14 protein-coding genes are annotated in these 17,025 nt (G+C 49.7%); 7 read left to right on the top strand and 7 right to left on the bottom strand.

Annotated elements, in window-relative coordinates; all coding sequences use genetic code 11:
• Positions 1 to 158: 158 nt before the first annotated feature.
• From C7A19_RS14400 to rrtA, 5 genes are all read right to left on the bottom strand, one after another.
• Entirely contained in the window at positions 159 to 506 is a 348-nt protein-coding gene (locus C7A19_RS14400) for a type II toxin-antitoxin system RelE/ParE family toxin (RefSeq protein WP_116645236.1), read from the bottom strand.
• A complete protein-coding gene (locus tag C7A19_RS14395) occupies positions 475 to 711 on the bottom strand; it encodes a hypothetical protein (protein WP_116645235.1) in 237 nt (78 codons plus the stop codon). Before C7A19_RS14395 ends, C7A19_RS14400 begins: the two co-directional genes overlap by 32 nt.
• Before the next feature lie 318 nt (positions 712 to 1,029).
• A complete protein-coding gene (locus C7A19_RS14390) occupies positions 1,030 to 1,926 on the bottom strand; it encodes a DMT family transporter (RefSeq protein ID WP_116645237.1) in 897 nt (298 codons plus the stop codon).
• Between the two features lie 119 nt (positions 1,927 to 2,045).
• Complete coding sequence (locus tag C7A19_RS14385; protein WP_116645234.1) at positions 2,046 to 2,531, bottom strand: DUF2780 domain-containing protein; 486 nt, start codon at positions 2,529 to 2,531, stop codon at positions 2,046 to 2,048.
• A 122-nt stretch (positions 2,532 to 2,653) separates the two neighbouring features.
• Positions 2,654 to 3,223 (bottom strand): rhombosortase, encoded by a 570-nt coding sequence (rrtA, locus tag C7A19_RS14380; protein WP_116645233.1) that lies wholly within the window; start codon positions 3,221 to 3,223, stop codon positions 2,654 to 2,656.
• 165 nt (positions 3,224 to 3,388) lie between these two features.
• Between rrtA and C7A19_RS14375 the strand changes: the two genes are divergently transcribed.
• From C7A19_RS14375 to C7A19_RS14355, 5 genes are read left to right on the top strand one after another with little or no spacing between them, the layout of a single operon-like run.
• Positions 3,389 to 5,401 (top strand): prolyl oligopeptidase family serine peptidase, encoded by a 2,013-nt coding sequence (locus C7A19_RS14375; protein ID WP_116645232.1) that lies wholly within the window; start codon positions 3,389 to 3,391, stop codon positions 5,399 to 5,401.
• 12 nt (positions 5,402 to 5,413) lie between these two features.
• On the top strand, positions 5,414 to 7,582 hold the full coding sequence (locus tag C7A19_RS14370; RefSeq protein WP_116645231.1) for a TonB-dependent hemoglobin/transferrin/lactoferrin family receptor: 2,169 nt from the start codon (positions 5,414 to 5,416) through the stop codon (positions 7,580 to 7,582).
• Positions 7,583 to 7,591: 9 nt separating this feature from the next.
• Positions 7,592 to 9,865, top strand: a complete 2,274-nt coding sequence (locus tag C7A19_RS14365; protein ID WP_116645230.1) for a proprotein convertase P-domain-containing protein — start codon at positions 7,592 to 7,594, stop codon at positions 9,863 to 9,865.
• A 45-nt stretch (positions 9,866 to 9,910) separates the two neighbouring features.
• Entirely contained in the window at positions 9,911 to 11,374 is a 1,464-nt protein-coding gene (locus C7A19_RS14360; protein ID WP_116645229.1) for a DUF1566 domain-containing protein, read from the top strand.
• Positions 11,374 to 11,952, top strand: coding sequence for a DUF1566 domain-containing protein (locus tag C7A19_RS14355; protein ID WP_077481727.1), 579 nt, complete (start codon positions 11,374 to 11,376; stop codon positions 11,950 to 11,952). Before C7A19_RS14360 ends, C7A19_RS14355 begins: the two co-directional genes overlap by 1 nt.
• A 74-nt stretch (positions 11,953 to 12,026) precedes the next feature.
• On the opposite strand, the gene C7A19_RS14350 is transcribed toward C7A19_RS14355, so the two are convergent.
• Both C7A19_RS14350 and C7A19_RS14345 read right to left on the bottom strand, forming a co-directional pair.
• Positions 12,027 to 13,631 carry an ABC-F family ATPase gene (locus C7A19_RS14350; RefSeq protein ID WP_077523048.1) on the bottom strand — a complete coding sequence of 535 codons (1,605 nt, stop codon included), beginning with the start codon at positions 13,629 to 13,631 and terminating at the stop codon, positions 12,027 to 12,029.
• Positions 13,632 to 13,846: 215 nt separating this feature from the next.
• Complete coding sequence (locus tag C7A19_RS14345) at positions 13,847 to 14,482, bottom strand: GGDEF domain-containing protein (protein WP_116645228.1); 636 nt, start codon at positions 14,480 to 14,482, stop codon at positions 13,847 to 13,849.
• Between the two features lie 224 nt (positions 14,483 to 14,706).
• Between C7A19_RS14345 and C7A19_RS14340 the strand changes: the two genes are divergently transcribed.
• Together C7A19_RS14340 and C7A19_RS14335 are read left to right on the top strand one after the other, a co-directional pair.
• Positions 14,707 to 15,768 (top strand): WYL domain-containing protein, encoded by a 1,062-nt coding sequence (locus C7A19_RS14340; protein WP_116645227.1) that lies wholly within the window; start codon positions 14,707 to 14,709, stop codon positions 15,766 to 15,768.
• 21 nt (positions 15,769 to 15,789) lie between these two features.
• Complete coding sequence (locus C7A19_RS14335; RefSeq protein ID WP_116645226.1) at positions 15,790 to 16,995, top strand: dynamin family protein; 1,206 nt, start codon at positions 15,790 to 15,792, stop codon at positions 16,993 to 16,995.
• Positions 16,996 to 17,025: the final 30 nt, after the last annotated feature.

The raw sequence follows: 17,025 nt of genomic DNA, 5'->3' as shown, positions 1-17,025 counted from the left end.
ATGTCGGATGGCGCAGTGCAACTGGCGCCAGTTGCACTGCGCGCGGTGCAAATCACACCAAGTTTGTACGATCGAGCTGGCGCTTATGCCGAGTTACGTATAGGCGGCATAGAAAGGGAAAGTGATCTCGTTGGGTTTCGGATTTTCATTCACTGTCACTAACGTCGATTTGGCGGTTCACCAATGATCTTTAAATCCGCTTTTCTACGCTTTTTCATCGTCGCGTAGAAATTCTCGTGCGAGCTAATGTTAAGCAGGTAGAGCTCGAGTTTGTTTTCAATCCAAGCGTAGCCAAGTAACACTTCTTGCCTATCGAGCTTGAACTTGTGCACCCAAAGATAAGACAGATCGCCTTTTTTCTGGGTGCCAAGCGTGGGATCTTCAATGATTCTGTCTATCTCGTCCTCGACCACTTCACACTGCGCCTCGGACAACTTGTTCATCTGCTTTTCAAAAACACGAGAGACGAAAACATCAACCTGATTGTCGTGGGGTCCGTCGCTCATAACGTTTTACCTTACCAAGTTTGACTTCTTCAGATGCAATCAGGGCTTCTTGCACAAAGCTATAGGGTAAATCAGGGTTCTCAGTCATGATTTTCCCGATTTTTGCCCAGTATTCAATTTGCTTGGGCACAGAGCGCATTTCAGCTTCTGCATGCACTTTTACATCTGACACAAACTCATCATCTAACCGTACACTGGTTGGCATGATTCATTACCTCGTTTATAAATCTTTACAAGTCACTATGCGACAAAATGTCGCGCTTTGCAACGTGCTTAGGCTATATTCTTGGAGTAATCTGCCAGTTGCACTTCGCCAGTTGCACTGCGCGAGGCAATCACATCAAGCTTGCGAGTTCGACTAGAATAAATTTGCAGTTCTGCAAAAATGACGATGCTTTAATGTGATCTTGCCAGAGCAGTTTGATTGAAACGTCGCTAGGGGTCGACAAAGACTCGCATACCGCAAAGCTGGACTGAAATAAGGCCAGCTTTGTCGTTTCAACCCATTTTAAATGTACTAGCGCTAAGTTTTTCGGCGCCTAAAAAGGCGATGCCCCATGGCATTGAACACAGCGCCAGCGACAATTAACCCGCCACCGGTATAGGTCCAGATCGACGGGACTTCGTTAAATATCCATACTCCAATTAATGTCGAGAACACGATTTGAATATACGCGTAGGCGGAGGCTTGTCCCGCTTGTTGGGTTTGCATCGCTTTAGTTAAGCCGTATTGGCCAACTTGGGTAAAGACGCCCACCAACACCAACAGCAAGGTCAGTGACAGGCTGGGCAGTACAAAAGACGGCCACATCAGCACGGTCGCGACGGGCAGGGCAACCATGGGAAAGTACAAAATAATTACTGAGCTGTCTTCGGTGCGACTGAGCTTGCGGACAATCACATAGGCAATCGAGCTGCCTAAGGCGCCCATTAACGCAACCACCACGCTAAAGGTGGGGAGGGCATCGTCAATAGAGGCATTGAGGTTAGGTTGTACCATGATATAGAGCCCAGTTAAGCAGAGGGCGATACACACTAACGTTGCCCCTTGTAAGCGCTCTTTAAGTAGCACGAGCCCTAGGATAGCGGTAAATACCGGGTGGGTGTATTGCAGCACTGTGGCTTCGGCGAGCGGCAGCGTCGTAACTGCATAATACACACACATTAATGCCATGGTTCCCAATACGCCGCGCAATAAAAGTAGCGGTTTGTTGTTGCCCAAAGGCGATAGACCTTTGCGTCTGACATCGGTGTAGCTGATGATGAGTGAGACCAAGGCCCGCGATGCCACGATCTCAAACACTGGGATACCGTTGAGGCTCACATATTTTACACAGGCCGACATCAGCGCGAACCCGAATGCAGAGAGCAGCATATAGCGGATCCCAATGGGGATCGCAGAGAAAGATAAGGCAGGCATAATCACACGGCGTTGAACAACAAGGCGAACATGATAACGCGTCTCGCTATTTTTTGCTTGAGGATAGGGCAAATAAACACGCGGCCTTGATAGCCGCGTGTGATTACAAGGTTAGAAGGTTAAGGCCAAAGCTGGGTGAGTGAGCCGAGTAATTCCTGGCTAGCGCCCTGTTGTCCGAGGTACTCAAGAATAACCGGAACAAATTGCTGCAAGGTTGCCGGATTGATCCCTAGCTTTTCTGCCACGCTATACAGGCTATTGAGTGAGCTGATGTTGTTACTAACACCAGTGTCACCGAGTAACGAAGACAGCGAGCCTAAATCGGGGCGGAGACTCGTAAGCTCTTGTTGATTGTTACCGGTGAGGTTATTGGCTGCCATCGCTAACAATGCGCTGGCACCACCAGCGGCTTGTGTTGAACTCACATCCACTTTCTCGGTAATGGATTGGACAAGGGGAGATTGACTGGCTTGGTCATCCGCGAATTGGGTCGCCATTTGCGTCATCGCATCAGTGGTTTTATCGCCTTGGCCGAACAGAGCGTAGCTCGGTGTTGCGAACACAAGGCTTGAGAGCGTGAGCAAGGTCGCTACGTATTTCATCATCGATTATCCGTTAAACAGAAAAATGCACCGTGCTCTAGGTATAGCGGGGATTGCCGCGGAAAGAAAGCCACCAAGCACCAAGATAGTGAAAGTTTGGCTTTTTTAAACGTTAAGAAACGACGTTAGACCCGCTGTTTGATGGCAAAAAAGACCAGCGCCCCGAGGATACCACCACCATGAGCGAGGTGAGCAATGTCGATACCCAATGCGGCACGCATGGGCAGAGCTTGACCCAACAAGGCATCAGCCACACATTTTATACCCGTGACTAAAGCGATGCATTTTCCGCTTGGGGTGTGAATCGTGCTTAATCCCCCAAACATAAACAACCCGTATAACACCCCAGATAGCCCCATATATTGCTGGTAGGGGCCCCACCACATTACCAGACCAACCACACATGCAAGCCACAAGATCAGCGACACCAGCGTGCCGGCGGTGATATGGCGATAAAAAACAAGGCCGAATACGCCTAATCCCGCCATATTGACCAACAAATGAAATAGGTTTTGATGAACCAGGTTGCCTGTCACGAATCGCCACCATTGACCGGATATCAGCGCACTTCGCTGCCACATCCACGTCTCCGCGAGCGACGAATAATGGACACCCACGCACACTAACGCGACGACTGTCAGCAATCCAAGTGTCTGAGTTGGCGCGTGTGGGGTGATAGGTCGTTTTCGCTTCATGAGCGCCTTTTATCTCGTTATAGCTTGAATAACAACGCTTTATTGCAGTCAATATGACTGAATGAGATCTCCATCAAAAAACATTACAAATGATAATTGATCTCAATCGTATTTGCATCTATGATGCGCGCCCTGAACTTACCCCCAATTTAATGTTTGTATAACATGAAGTTAGTGAATGCGCTGTTAGTCGGGCTTTTGTTTGTGTCGCCATTGAGCCATAGCGATGATGAAACGGATACGTTATCGTCATTTTCTTGGCTGCAAGATGTGACGCAACAACAGGATAAAATTCGGGCATATCTGGAGCGCCAAAATCAGCATGCGCAGCAGTCGCTGATGGCGAGTCAATCGATTCGTGATGAGCTATTGAGTGAATGGGCGCGCACACCGCAAACCGGTTCCAAACCTTGGTTAGCGCGGGATGGTCGTGAATTTTTGCAAACACGGGTTAATGGTGAGCGCGTGCTGCGTATGCGCAAAGCAGGCAACGAACAAGGGTCGATATTGCTCAATATAGAGGCGCGAGCCGCTGAGCATGCGTATTATCATCTGGGGAGTTGGTCGTTAAGTCCCAATGGACAATGGCTCGCCATTGCCGAGGATATTCACGGTGAGGAAGACTACCGCATTGTGCTGATCAACCGCCAGTCTGGGCAAGCCGATATTATTGCCACCGAGGCTGATACATCTGTCATCTGGTCGCCGGACAATCAGCAGCTCTATTATGTCGGCAAGGAGGCGAAAACCGCGCGTCCCAGCCAGTTGTTCCGCCATGAAATAGGTACCACCGGTGGCGATAGTTTGGTGTATGAAGAAGTCGATCCAGCTTGGTTGTTGTCAGTATACCGTGCCAGCCACACAGATACGGCCATTGTGCAAGTCAACAATGAATCGTCGACCGAACAACGTTTGCTCCGTCTGAATGATGGCAGTCTGTCTGCACCGCTCAAAGCGCGTCAACCGGATGTCGAATACTACCTCGATAAGACGGATGATGCGTTATGGATGCTGAGCAACCAACAAGGAGCCAAGCAGCTTTATCGCGCTGCGGTTGCGACGCCGAATGATTGGCACGTGGTTTATGCTGCCGAGTCGGGCGCTGAGTTAAACACGTTTTACCTCTTTGAAGATGGTATTGTCCTCACCCAACAGCAAAAGGGTGAGCAGTGGTTTGTCTTACTTAATGCGGACGGTGAGCGCGTGGTTAAGCAGCCTTTGGCGGCACAAGGGCAGGTCGCTTGGTTTGCGCGCGGAGGCGACTATGCTAGCAATCAGTTGTTTATTCGCAGTATGTCGCTCGTACAGCCACCACGATGGGAAGCGCTGGATCTAAAATCCGGCACACGTCGTGAAGTCAGTGCCGATCATTCCCCCGACTTTGATGCATCTCGTTATCACTCTGAACGCCTATACGTTGGACCGCATCGTATTCCTGTCACGTTGGCGTATCGCAAAGATGCCCTGACCCCGTCATCGCCAGTCGTGCTGTATGGGTATGGCGCGTATGGCTTTACCATGAAGCCGTATTTTATGCCGCAAACCGTCTCGCTAATGGACCGAGGCGTCATCTATGCAATTGCACATGTGCGTGGCGGCGGCTATTACGGTGCAACATGGCACCAAGCGGGCAGCGGAATAAATAAAAAGCATGGCATCCAAGATTTTATTGATGTCGCCAAAGCAATGCGCCGCTACCAAGATGGGCAACGCGCAGTCGCGGCTGTGGGATCCAGCGCTGGCGGTACCTTGGTTGCCGCGGCACTTAACCAAGCGCCCGCCGCGTTTGCAGCCGCTAGTCTTAATGTTCCGTTTGTCGATGTGCTTGGCAGTATGTCTGACCCGGAATTGCCGTTAACTGCACAGCAATACCAAGAATGGGGCAACCCCGCGAAAAGCGATCAGCGCGAGGTCATGCAAGGTTATGATCCTTTGCGCAACATCCAGCCAAAACCTTATCCCCCTATGCTGGTGCGTGTCGGCTGGGACGATCAGCGTGTGCCGTTTTGGGAAGGGGCGCAATACCTTTCGCATTTAGCCGAAAAGAGTACTCGATCGGGCCCTTATTTGTTGTTGACGGATTTTTCCCGTGGCCACCAAGCCGATGCGCGTCATGGGCTGACGCAACAAGCGACCGACTATGCCTTTCTCTTACACCAACTGAAGCGTGTGAACTAACCGGAGTATTAAATGAAATTGTCTTCTGTCTCTGTGGCAGTGCTGACAGCACTGGCTACTGGCACCGTGCACGCCAATTCTGCCAACACTGAGGAGAATACCTCTGGTGACGCGACCAATCGCCACGTCGAGAGGGTAGTCGTCACGGCCAATAAATTTGCTGAATTACCGTCAGACACAGCGGGGTCGGTAGCCATTTATCGTGGCGAAGATATCAAAAAAAAGGGCGCCACAGAGCTCTATGATGCACTGACAAACGAACCGGGTGTCAATGTGACAGGCGGCGCGGGCCGCCCTCAAAACATCACTATTCGTGGCATGTCCGGTAACCGTATCTTGATTGTGGAAGATGGCGTCCCCGTCGCGGATGGGTTCGGTGCCGCTGATTTGAATGATAAAGCAGGGCGTAATTCCTTTGATATCGCGAGCGCCAAGCAAATCCAAGTGGTGAAGGGCGCTAGCTCAACCAGTCATGGATCAGGCGCATTGGGCGGTGCCGTGATCGTGACATCGCTGTCCGCTGACGATCTCCTCCGCAACAAGGATTGGTACGCCGACGCGCAAGTTACCTATAGCGAGCTCAGTGATAAAGGCCGAGTCGGCAGTCGTCTTGCGCTCCGTCATGGTGATACCAGTGCATTGCTCGATGTGAGCTATTGGGAAGGGGAAGAAACCCGTAATTTCCAGCAAGATTTGTATAACCGCACCTTGGACGGTGGCAGTGCGTCGTTGCGTCTGGATCATTATGTTTCCGATCGCTGGAAGTTGAGTGCCCGAGCCAAGCTCTACCGTGAAGATGCATCGCGACAAGAAGGGACAGCATCGATTCAACCGGACGGTAAGTGGGATATCAAAACCTTTGACCAAGCCAAACAAATCGAAACCATCCAATTTTGGCTTGGCAGTGAATATCATGCCCAGCAACCTTGGTTAGAAACCCTCAACACCAAGCTCTATTACCGAAATACCGATTTTACCCAGAACACGAACCGTTTGATGACCCGCTGGAACATGGGGATCAATGAGCAACGTCGGGTGCTGGATGATCGCCGTTTTCAAGACCAGTCAATCGGTTGGTCGGTAGATGCCAACGCTGAGCAAATCAGCGGAAACGTGGTGCATACGCTGGTTTACGGTGGTGTGTTAGAAACGGCTTACCATGAACGTCCTGTGACGAAAACGAAACTCGATTGGAACGGTGTAACGGTGAGTGATACGCAACCGTTCGCGCCAGCACGGAGTTATGCGTTAGGTGTCTACGCGCAAGATGCAATGAATATCGGGCAGTGGCGTGTGATGCTAGGTCTGCGTGCTGATGCGTACCGATTAAGCGCAGACGATCCCCAAGCCATAGGCATGGCGAGTGTGGCGGACAATAACAGTGCAGCGGTGTCGCCTAGTGCTTCGGTGGCTTATCACTGGACGCCCGCGTTCAATACCTATCTCAGCTATAAGCATGGTTACCGAGCGCCTGAATATGACAAAAGCTATGGCTACTCTAATCACGCCTCTATGCCGGGGATGGCATTTGTGGTGCTGCCTAATCCGTCTCTTGACGCGGAAACCAGCGATAGTTTTGAGCTCGGGGCCAAATATGATGACGGCAAGCTGCGCCTGTATACCGCGGCATATTACAACCGGTTTAGCCAGTTTATTGATATTGCCGATCAGGGCTTTAATGCGGAAACCGGCCTGTTTGAGAAACGCTATGAAAACCTTGAAGGTGTAAAAACGTATGGCGTTGAGGCATCAGCGGCCTATGCATTGACCGATCAATGGCAAGCGAAAAGTCAGATCGGCTGGATTTCCGGTCAAGACGACAATGACGAGTATGTTCGCAACTTAGCCCCCCTCGAAGGCAGCCTGTCGCTTCACTTCGATAACCAATCGTTTAACGGTTATACCCGTTTGAACTGGGCAGATCAGATGACCCGCACGCCCATGTGTTACACCGAGTTAGGCACCCGCACTGAGTGTGCTCAGACGTCTGGCTGGGCGAGCGTTGACCTTGGCTTGGGCTATCAGTTCTCGTCTCATGCTTCTATCAATCTCAATGTCTATAACGTGTTAGACCGCGAATACATTCGTTATCAAGACGTTGCCGGTATTTCCGAGTCACAAACCCGTTTTTCGACCGAGCCCGGTCGTTACTTCACCCTCAATGCACGTTATGCGTTTTAAGGAAGAACCATGAAATCAGCGATCAGTCTTGTGGCGTTGGTACTTGCCAGTGCCAATGCCATGGCAGGGGAATGGGATTACCCTGCGGGCAATTATCAAGCAAGTGATGCCACTCAAGCACAGCAGTATTTGCGCACGCATTATCCGTCAGTCGGGGAGCTGTCGTTGCGCTACCAAACCAGCAGTTTGCTTGGTCGTCAGTATAACTTTGATATTTACCGTGGTGGCGAGTATCAGCCGCAGCGTACGTTGGTGTTACATACCGACAAACACGGTTTGGTGACTCGGGTGTATAAAAGCCCAACCGATACCATGATCCGACAGGGTGAGGCAGTGAAAGAGGCGGCTATTGAGATCCCGCGTCGCCTGATCGCGGATGCGCCGCCAGCGCTATCAGACGGAGAGCTAGTGACGCGCACCGTCAATGTGGTTGATCCGGATCTGCGTAGTATGGACAAACAGCCCGCCCCCGAAACGCTCTGGACATCGCTGGCGGATTATCCCCACGCGCCACGCTTCGTTATGCGTGATGTCTCTTTATTGGATGTGGGCGGCACGCTCTACCTGAGTAATCCCAGAGTCCAAGCCGTTGATGCTATCGCCTTTGAAGACAAAAACCCTGAGTCTGGACTATGGCAGAAAAGTGACAGTGTCTCGTTTTTAAATCCGGACGGTGTCACACAGTTTGCGAGTCATGCTTCGCTCACAGCGTTGCCTTTTGATAGTCAAGACTTTGCACAAATGATGGCGTTTTATCATTTGGATAAGTCCCTGCAATATGTGTCCTCGTTAGGGTATTCATTATTTGACGGTCCGGTACGCTTTGATGCTCACGCCTTCAGTTCGAACAACTCGTCTTACTATGTGGGTCCTAACGCTGTGATGTTTGGGGCGTCTGGCTCGCCCGATACACTGGATGCCGATGTCGTGATCCATGAGCTGGCCCACGGTATTCACTACCATATTTTGCCCGACTGGGCTTACGGCCATACGGGCGCCTTGGGTGAGGGATTTGCTGACTATTGGGCGGGCTCTGCCAGCTATCGCACCTTGTATCAGCAAGGTGATGACTTCGAGATTGATACCGTCTTTAACTGGGATGGGTATTTCGGTTTTAAGCAAGGTACGCGCAGTTTGTGGAATCAAAAAGCGCGCTATTTTGAGAGCAGTGAATACCGTGCGCACGAAAATGTCGGTGGTGAATTAGGGGATGAACTCTGGTCGACGCCTTTGTTCCAAACCCTCAAGCAAGCCGTCGCGCTGTATGGTGAACCCGCTTTTAAAGAGATAGATACCTTGGTGCTGGAGTCGATGTTTGGGCTAGGCCGTGGCATGAAAATGCACGATCTGGCAGAAAGCATGCTCTATGTGGCTAAAACCTATTATCCATCGCGCGACTATGCGGCCTTGTTGAAAGCGAACTTTGAAAAACACGGTTTGCTCAAAGCACCGTTTCGCTTTGAGACAAACCAGCGTTATTTCGCCGATACGGCGGCGATCCACACACGCTTAACACCACAAGGGCGCACAGCCAAAGTGCGTGGTGATATTGAGGTGGAAGGTGGAGCGCCCACGTCCATTAATCAAACACTCGATCAGGCTCAGTCGTTTTCTCTCCCTCTACCGCTTGCGGCGCAATGCGGTCAGCCGCTGACCCTTGATGCGCAAATTGACTATCAATTTGATGACACGTTGCAAACCCATCAATGGCAAGACAGTGTGACGGTGATTAAAGGCTTGCCCCAACTCACCCAATCGCGCCAACCCCTGAATGCGACCTTACCGGATGCATCGGTGGCCAGTAATGGCGCTCAAAACAATGGCTTCAAAAGTTTTAACTTCATTATTAATGATGACGCCAATGCCATTCGCTCCGATCTTGGTGTGTATCTCCATATCAACCATACCAGCCCATCAGATTTACGCGTTGTTCTCGTCTCCCCCGCAGGTACACGGGTCACGTTACATGCCAATACCGCCCATCAGAGCGATGACTTGGTGCGATATTGGACCAGCCAGCACGACGATCTTTTGCAAGCCTTTGATGGTGACCCCCTAGCGGGGAGTTGGCGTCTTGAAGTGACGGACTATGCCCAAGGCAGCAGTGGTGAGTTGGTGGCATGGCAAGTGGGACGCGTGACGGGATTCGATTGCCAAGATACCGACCTTAGCACTAAGGATGCGCTCGATACCGCTAGCTCGGGAGGCGGCGCGGTGTCATGGCCACTGCTGCTGGTGGGCTTGCTTTGGGGCAGCTGGCGAGCACGAAAGGGCGAGTCCTGATACCGCGCTATTCAATTACCTTAACACCCTGACTAAAAGACAGATATGATGAAATTTAACTACTCTCTACTCGCCAGTGCATTGCTACTGGCAGGCTGTAATGGTTCTGGATCAGAGACGAGTGAAAGCGACGCGATCGCGCCGACTTACAGCGTCTCTGGTACCATTAGCGCCACCAATGCCACCGGTAATGAAACCGTTTGTGCGGATTTAAATGGTGACTTTGCCTGCAACGCCAACGAACCTACAACACAAGCCGAGCAGGGGGGATTTACCCTCACCAGCGCCGATAAAGCGATCTTGTCCTCACCGATTGTCGCGCAACTCGACACCGGCGTGACCACGTTATCGTCGCAACGTATGGATGCGCAGGCTGACGCGCCTCACCAAGCGAATGCATTCCTTGTTGCCCCCGGCGTGGGTAAGACTACCGGCAATGAGATCAATGTGATCAGCACTCTGGTCGCTAGCAACATGGCGGCAGGGGATGCCTATCAAGATGCGGTTGCGAATTTGCGTGAACAACTCGAGGCGATGGGCGTTGCAGTACCAAAGGACTTAATTACCAGCGGGGCGGATAACCGCTTTGTACAGCTTGAAAATAACGTTTTGTCGCTAATATCGGGTATGACGCCCACGCGGGCGAATCGCATGCTGGGGCTACTAAGCGGTGAACTGGCGCGTTATTCGGATGTCTTGCTAAAAGGTGCCCCGAGCGAGGCTGAGCTCAGCGCTATTTTGGTTGAGTTGGATAAACGGACCCAAATGCGCCCCGTGAACGATACCGGCATTGTTAGCTATTATTCCGACAGCGGGGATGTCGCCACCGCGCCTGTCGATTATCCCGGTCAAGATGCTGACTATGGTTTTGATGCAACAGAAGGTGGGTTTAGCTTCACTAAACTGGATCGCAACGGTCAGCCTTTGCCCGATAGCGCGACCACGTGGGATTGTGTGCAAGATAATCGCAGCGGACTGGTATGGGAGAGCAAACAGACGGATCCTCAATCCCCGCGATATGTTGATCGCCTTTTTGCCTATCAAGTGCCCGGGCAGTTCGAACCGTTTGACAAAGACATTGAGGCGACAGGCTGCAAAGACGCTGGGGGTATTTGCACCACGGCCCAATACCAAGCGTACCTAAATCAGCAACAGGTCTGTGGGATTGATCAATGGCGCTTACCCACCTTTATTGAGCTGTTCAGTCTGATTGATTTCGGCGAGACACAAACCGATAGCGATGGACGTGTTTATGGGCTCGATACCGAGTATTTCCCTCATCAATCCTCCGCCAGTCAATATGATGCTGGCTTGCTATGGGCTTCCACCTCTTTCTTAACCGAATATTCCGCATTTACAACACCGGGCGCGCGCTATATCCAGCTGCCGCAAACACGAGGCAGTGATCGTGGCACGACGGTATCGCTCGAGATCTATAGCGATCAGGTCGATTCTGATTACACCTCATGGCAACTGCCTATTCGTCTTGTCGCCCAAGGAGAAAAATAATGAACAAGCTGATCATTGCCGCCAGTATCTTCGCATCTGCAACCGCATGGGCGGGCCAAGAATGTTCGATTGATTTAACCAAAACGGCACCGAATGTCCGTTACAGCTTTGATGATAATGGCACGGTAACAGACACCTTTACTGGGTTAACTTGGATGCGTTGCCCACTGGGTAAAACCTGGCAAGCCGAACAGCAGGCGTGTCGTGGCGAGGGCACCGGAATGTATTGGCAAGCCGCACTCAATGAAGTGCAAGCGATCAATCAAAGCCAGGCGCACCCACTGCATCAATTTGCAGGTCACACGCAGTGGCGCATGCCCAATATCAAAGAGCTAGCGTCCTTGGCTGAACATGCCTGTATGAAACCCGCGCTTAATCCAAAGGCATTTGCCGCCGGATTCCCATACTCTACGTCAGAAGAAGGGTATGGCAGTGGTGATGTGCGCGCTTACGTGTGGAGCAATAGCCATGTGCAAGCGGATAATACGATTTTGATGTTTGACGTGCGTAACGCGGAGATCTTTGCTTACGGGCCGACGCAGCTTGAGGGCAGCGTACTGCTAGTGACAGACCAGTAACAAAAAATCGCCCCAGCGGCATGGAATGTGGCTGGGGCGAGTGAATCGTTATTGGTGATCGATAATCGAGGTGATCAAGCCACGGCACGCACTTTTTCTAAGTGGGCGAGGTACTCATCGTAGCTGCCGTTAAAGTGGATCAATTGCTGATCTTTTATCTCAATAATGTCGGTCGCCAGTGAGGAAACAAACTCACGGTCGTGGCTGACAAAAATCAAAGTACCGGGGAATTGCTCTAGGCCTTTATTGAGTGATTCGATGGCTTCCATATCCATGTGGTTGGTCGGTTCATCCATCACAATCACATTGATATCTTGCATCATCAGCTTGCCGAACATCAGGCGGTTTTTCTCGCCCCCTGAGCAGCTTTTCGCTTTTTTGTTCACATCATCGGCTGAGAACAACAAGCGACCCAAAATGCCACGGACCATCAAATCATCATGCTTAGCGGTGCGCCATTGCGACATCCACTCAAACACGGTGAGATCGTTATCAAACTCGGCGCTGTTATCTTGCGCACAGTAACCAATGGATGCGTTTTCTGACCATTTGATTGTGCCTTCACTTTGCGCAAGTTCACCGACCAAACAGCGCAGCAGCGTTGATTTACCGACACCATTTTCGCCAATAATCGCGAGGCGCGAGCCGGCTTCGAGTAAGAAATGGCCACCGCGGAATAGGGGCGTATCGTCAAATGCATGGCCCACCTCACGCAATTCAACCGCTTGGCGATGGAGCTTTTTGCTTTCCGTGAATTGGATATAAGGGTGCACGCGACTGGAGGCTTTGACTTCATCAAGCTGGATCTTTTCCATGCGTTTAGCGCGTGAACTGGCTTGCTTGGCCTTAGAGGCGTTGGCACCAAAACGGTTCACAAAGTCTTGCAGCTCACTGAGTTCGGCTTCTTTTTTGGCGTTGCTGGCGAGCAATTGTTCACGTGCCAAGCTAGATGCCGCGACGAAATCATCATAGTTACCGGGGTAAACACGAAGCTCACCAAAATCGATATCCGCCATGTGGGTGCAGGTGGCGTTCAGGAAGTGGCGATCGTGGGAAATAATAATCATGGTGCACTGGCGCTGCTGAAGCTCACCGGCCAACCAATTGATGGTATGAATATCCAAGTTGTTAGTCGGCTCATCCAACAGCAAAATATCAGGGTTGGCGAAAAGGGCTTGGGCAAGTAGCACCCGTAATTTCCAGCCCGGCGCGACTTGCGACATCAAGCCAAAGTGGAGTTCCTCGGCAATACCCGCTTGTAGCAGAATATCGCCAGCCCGGCTTTCGGCGGTGTAACCGTCCATTTCGGCAAACTGGCTTTCTAGCTCAGCGACGGCCATGCCGTCCTCTTCGCTCATTTCCGGCAGAGAATAAATGCGCTCTCGCTCTTGTTTGATTTCCCACAGTTTGCGGTCACCCATCATCACCGTATCAATCACTGAATACTGTTCGTAAGCAAATTGGTCTTGGCTAAGCTCGCCCAAGGTTTGTCCTGGGGTGATGGACACATTGCCTGCAGTCGGGGTGAGGGCGCCGCTCATAATCTTCATCAAGGTCGATTTGCCACAACCATTAGCACCGATTAACCCGTAGCGGTTACCGTTACCAAATTTGGCAGAGATGTTTTCGAATAGCGGCTCGGCACCAAACTGCATGGTGATATTGGCGATTGAAATCAAAAGAGGTTCCTAGCGACTGTGCTCAACCAAGGTCCGTGTCGTTTATCACCAGGGATAAATCCACGGCCCAGCGAGGAGGGTGTAAAGATAAATATGACTGAGCGCGCATTGTACAGAAATGTGATGGGATTAACAGATTAATGGTGAAGAATCACAAGGTGCTGATGGTTACCACCTTGTGATGTCATGGCTTTTACTTAGGTACGTATATGGTGTTAGGCTTTGCGACTGAGCATACGTGTATCCGCTTGACGAATTAACTGATCCAATGCGGTTTTACTGCTGGTTAACTGAGGGGCATTACCCGCGCGCATGTCGCTCACACCAAAACTAAAGCTTAAATAATGCGGGCGTTGATCAATCAGGAGTGGTGAATGAGCCAGTTGCATCACCAGTGATTGGGCCCAATCAGTGGCACCCGCGTGTGTGGTGTTGGGCAATAACACCGCAAACTCATCCCCGCCAAAGCGCGCCGCGATCCCCTCGTGCGTATTGTTGGCGAGCAGTGTAGCCAGGTGACAAATCGCCTGGTCGCCCACCAAGTGGCCGTATTGATCATTCACCGTCTTCAACTTATTCATATCGATAAACACCAGTGCCAACTGGTGGCATTGAGGTTGACTTAGCAGTGTATTGAAGCTGGTTTCGAGATGATACCGATTGGCAAGGCCTGTCATGTCATCGGTATTGAGCTTTTGTACCAAATGCCCCAACTGATCGACCAAGCGTTGGTTTTCCGTTTCTAATGCGGCAATCAATTGCTCACACTGACCCACCTGATAACGCAGTTGTTTAATGGTTTTGGTGTCATCGTTTATCAGTGTTTTGACTTGTTCTAGCACATCGTTCATGACTATATTCCTTTACGCACCCTAACCAGGTATGAGGCCACTTTATCGGTACGGTGCGACAGAATGTGTCTGATTAAATCGGTTTAACTGATTGTTTTATATGCGACGCATTTTGCCTTTTTGTGATGGTAGGCTCAGTTATGAAATGGAACCGCGATCGCGGCTTGTTTGTGAAAATAGGCAGATAAATAATAGTGGAAACATCATTAGACAGCGAAACATTTATGACAACCCGCCCGCCTAAAAGTGACTCGCTAAGGCTCGCATTCTTGTTATTGCGCCACCTTTCACACCGGATAAAACAAACCGCAGGCGATCTACAAAAAGCCGTTGCAAGTGATGGGATAGAGCGCAATATCCGTACTATTCAACGTAACTTAGAGATGCTTTGCGAGGAAGGGTTTGCCGAGTGTGATGATACCAGCAAGCCTTATGGGTATCGGTTATCGCGCTATGCCCCAGAGCTAAGCAACGGCAAGTTATCCACGCAAGAGGCGTTATTGTTGTCGCTGGCTGAAAACTACCTCACCAATTTGTTGCCGGCTAATGTTACCGAATCACTCAGTACCATGTTTGCGGCGGCGCGCTGTGAATTGAACCCGACGGGTGATGCCGAAAAAGCGCGCGCCTGGACCAAGAAAGTGCGTGTGGTCAGCGAGACCCAGCCTTTGCTCCCCCCCAAGATGAGTGACGAGGTTTTTAAAAATGTTACTGACGCACTCTACAACGACTATCCGCTGATCCTTGATTACTACAACGCCAAACAGCAACAAAAAACTGGCCAACGGGTTTATCCACTCGGCCTCGCGCAACAAGGTCCACGCTTATATTTAGTATGCCGGTTCGAAGGCTACGATAACGAGCGCAGCATAGCGGTTCACCGCATTAACCGTGCCAATGTGTCTAAATTCCCATTTACGCCGCCATCAGATTTTGATCTAAAAAAATACGATGACGACGGCCGGTTTGGTTTTGGAGAAGGCGAGCGCTGCTCACTGACCTTTAACATTAAAAAAAGCGCCGGCCACTATTTACAAGAAACGCCACTGTCTTCCGATCAAACCATGACCGAGCACGATGATCATTATCAAGTCACCGCCACGGTCATCCGCTCACAACAACTTACTCACTGGCTTGATGGATTTGGGGAGTTGGTGTGGGGCAGAGAGATCAGCGAGGCAGTGCTTTCAACATATGGTGAAACCTTATTGGATGACAAACATCTTCCTGATGATAAAGGTGTATCTTCTAATAAATCGAATCTTCCCAGACCACAACTTAAATAAATACAGTAGAGGTTAAATGAGATGGATATTGATAGTTTGATGAATCGTCATTTGGCATCATCCGAAGAAGAAAAAAAAGACCAAACACCTATATCATCATACTCCAATTGCTACCTTAAAGACGCGGAACTAGGCTTAGAACTATGTGCTAGCTTAGTAGCAAAACCAGAATTAAGAACTTCTAGTGATAAAATATTAGATGATGTTAGAAGTCTAATAAATAAAACGTTTTTATCACATACAGAACAAGGTGAAAATACCAGTGGGGCAACAGCTTATGCTCGTTTGTTAAAGTGGTTTGATTTACTAAAAGAGGCTGCATATTTTCCTCAGCTACAACAGAGCCATACTGTGGCTGTCGGTGGCTCTTTTAGTGCGGGTAAAACACGATTTCTAAATACAGTTTTAGGTTGCCCATCGCTTTTGCCAGTAGATACAACACCCACAACATCTATTCCTACCTTCTTGTTTAAAGGCGACCAAAACCGAATAGATGCTTTGAATTTTTACGGCAAAAAAACTGAAATCAATGAAGATGCGATTAAAGCAATCTGTCATGCTTTTAATAAGAAGTATCAAGTTACGTTCAGTCATATTCTTCAAATGATGGCTGTTGAAAGAGAGACCTTTAATTACGCTAATCTTATCTTTTTGGATACGCCAGGATACAGTAAGTCTGATAACGAGAAAAAAATTGATGAAAACATCTCCCGTCAACATTTAAGAGTTTCCGACTACCTTATCTGGCTTGTTGATAGTCAAAACGGAACAGTGCCTCAGCAAGATATCGATTTTCTTCAAAGTTTGGATTTAGACAGTCCTGTATTGTTTGTGATTAGTAAAGCTGACAAAAAACTTGAGTCTGAAGTAAAAGGAATTATCACACAGGCAAAAGAAGATCTTGATAATGCGGAAATTGATTACCTTGATGTTATCGGCTACTCAGCGGTAGACGACAAAGAAGTTTCAGAGCATGGTGGTCGCCTTAAAGAGTTTCTTAATCATGTTAACCGAGGCAGCGAAGGATCAACATTAAAATGGCAACTTTCAAAAATCTTTGATGAATATCATCGGGAATATTTGGCAACACAACAAACGCTTAAGTTAACTGTTGGTACATTAAACGAGCTAATCTTTGATGAAAAACTGACAGGTGATAAGAAGAAGCACCTGACTGATTTTTATAAGAAAGTTAAATCTCAACTAGATACCCCTGAATTCAGATAATAAGTGCAACACTCATGGTTAAACTGGCGA

The organism is Salinivibrio sp. HTSP, from assembly GCF_003390965.1.
In the GTDB taxonomy this organism is placed as follows: Bacteria; Pseudomonadota; Gammaproteobacteria; order Enterobacterales; family Vibrionaceae; genus Salinivibrio; species Salinivibrio kushneri.
The sequence above is the reverse complement of the archived record's forward strand: the minus strand, read 5'-3'. Positions and strand labels throughout refer to the sequence as shown.

Excerpts from the sequence above, each read along its gene's own strand:
- C7A19_RS14385 (WP_116645234.1), bottom strand. The coding sequence starts at position 2,531 with ATGATGAAATACGTAGCGACCTTGCTCACGCTCTCAAGCCTTGTGTTC.
- C7A19_RS14355 (WP_077481727.1), top strand. The coding sequence starts at position 11,374 with ATGAACAAGCTGATCATTGCCGCCAGTATCTTCGCATCTGCAACCGCA.
- rrtA (WP_116645233.1), bottom strand. The coding sequence starts at position 3,223 with ATGAAGCGAAAACGACCTATCACCCCACACGCGCCAACTCAGACACTT.
- C7A19_RS14400 (WP_116645236.1), bottom strand. The coding sequence starts at position 506 with ATGAGCGACGGACCCCACGACAATCAGGTTGATGTTTTCGTCTCTCGT.
- C7A19_RS14365 (WP_116645230.1), top strand. The coding sequence starts at position 7,592 with ATGAAATCAGCGATCAGTCTTGTGGCGTTGGTACTTGCCAGTGCCAAT.
- C7A19_RS14360 (WP_116645229.1), top strand. The coding sequence starts at position 9,911 with ATGATGAAATTTAACTACTCTCTACTCGCCAGTGCATTGCTACTGGCA.
- C7A19_RS14375 (WP_116645232.1), top strand. The coding sequence starts at position 3,389 with ATGAAGTTAGTGAATGCGCTGTTAGTCGGGCTTTTGTTTGTGTCGCCA.
- C7A19_RS14370 (WP_116645231.1), top strand. The coding sequence starts at position 5,414 with ATGAAATTGTCTTCTGTCTCTGTGGCAGTGCTGACAGCACTGGCTACT.
- C7A19_RS14345 (WP_116645228.1), bottom strand. The coding sequence starts at position 14,482 with ATGAACGATGTGCTAGAACAAGTCAAAACACTGATAAACGATGACACC.
- C7A19_RS14395 (WP_116645235.1), bottom strand. The coding sequence starts at position 711 with ATGCCAACCAGTGTACGGTTAGATGATGAGTTTGTGTCAGATGTAAAA.
- C7A19_RS14390 (WP_116645237.1), bottom strand. The coding sequence starts at position 1,926 with ATGCCTGCCTTATCTTTCTCTGCGATCCCCATTGGGATCCGCTATATG.
- C7A19_RS14335 (WP_116645226.1), top strand. The coding sequence starts at position 15,790 with ATGGATATTGATAGTTTGATGAATCGTCATTTGGCATCATCCGAAGAA.
- C7A19_RS14340 (WP_116645227.1), top strand. The coding sequence starts at position 14,707 with ATGACAACCCGCCCGCCTAAAAGTGACTCGCTAAGGCTCGCATTCTTG.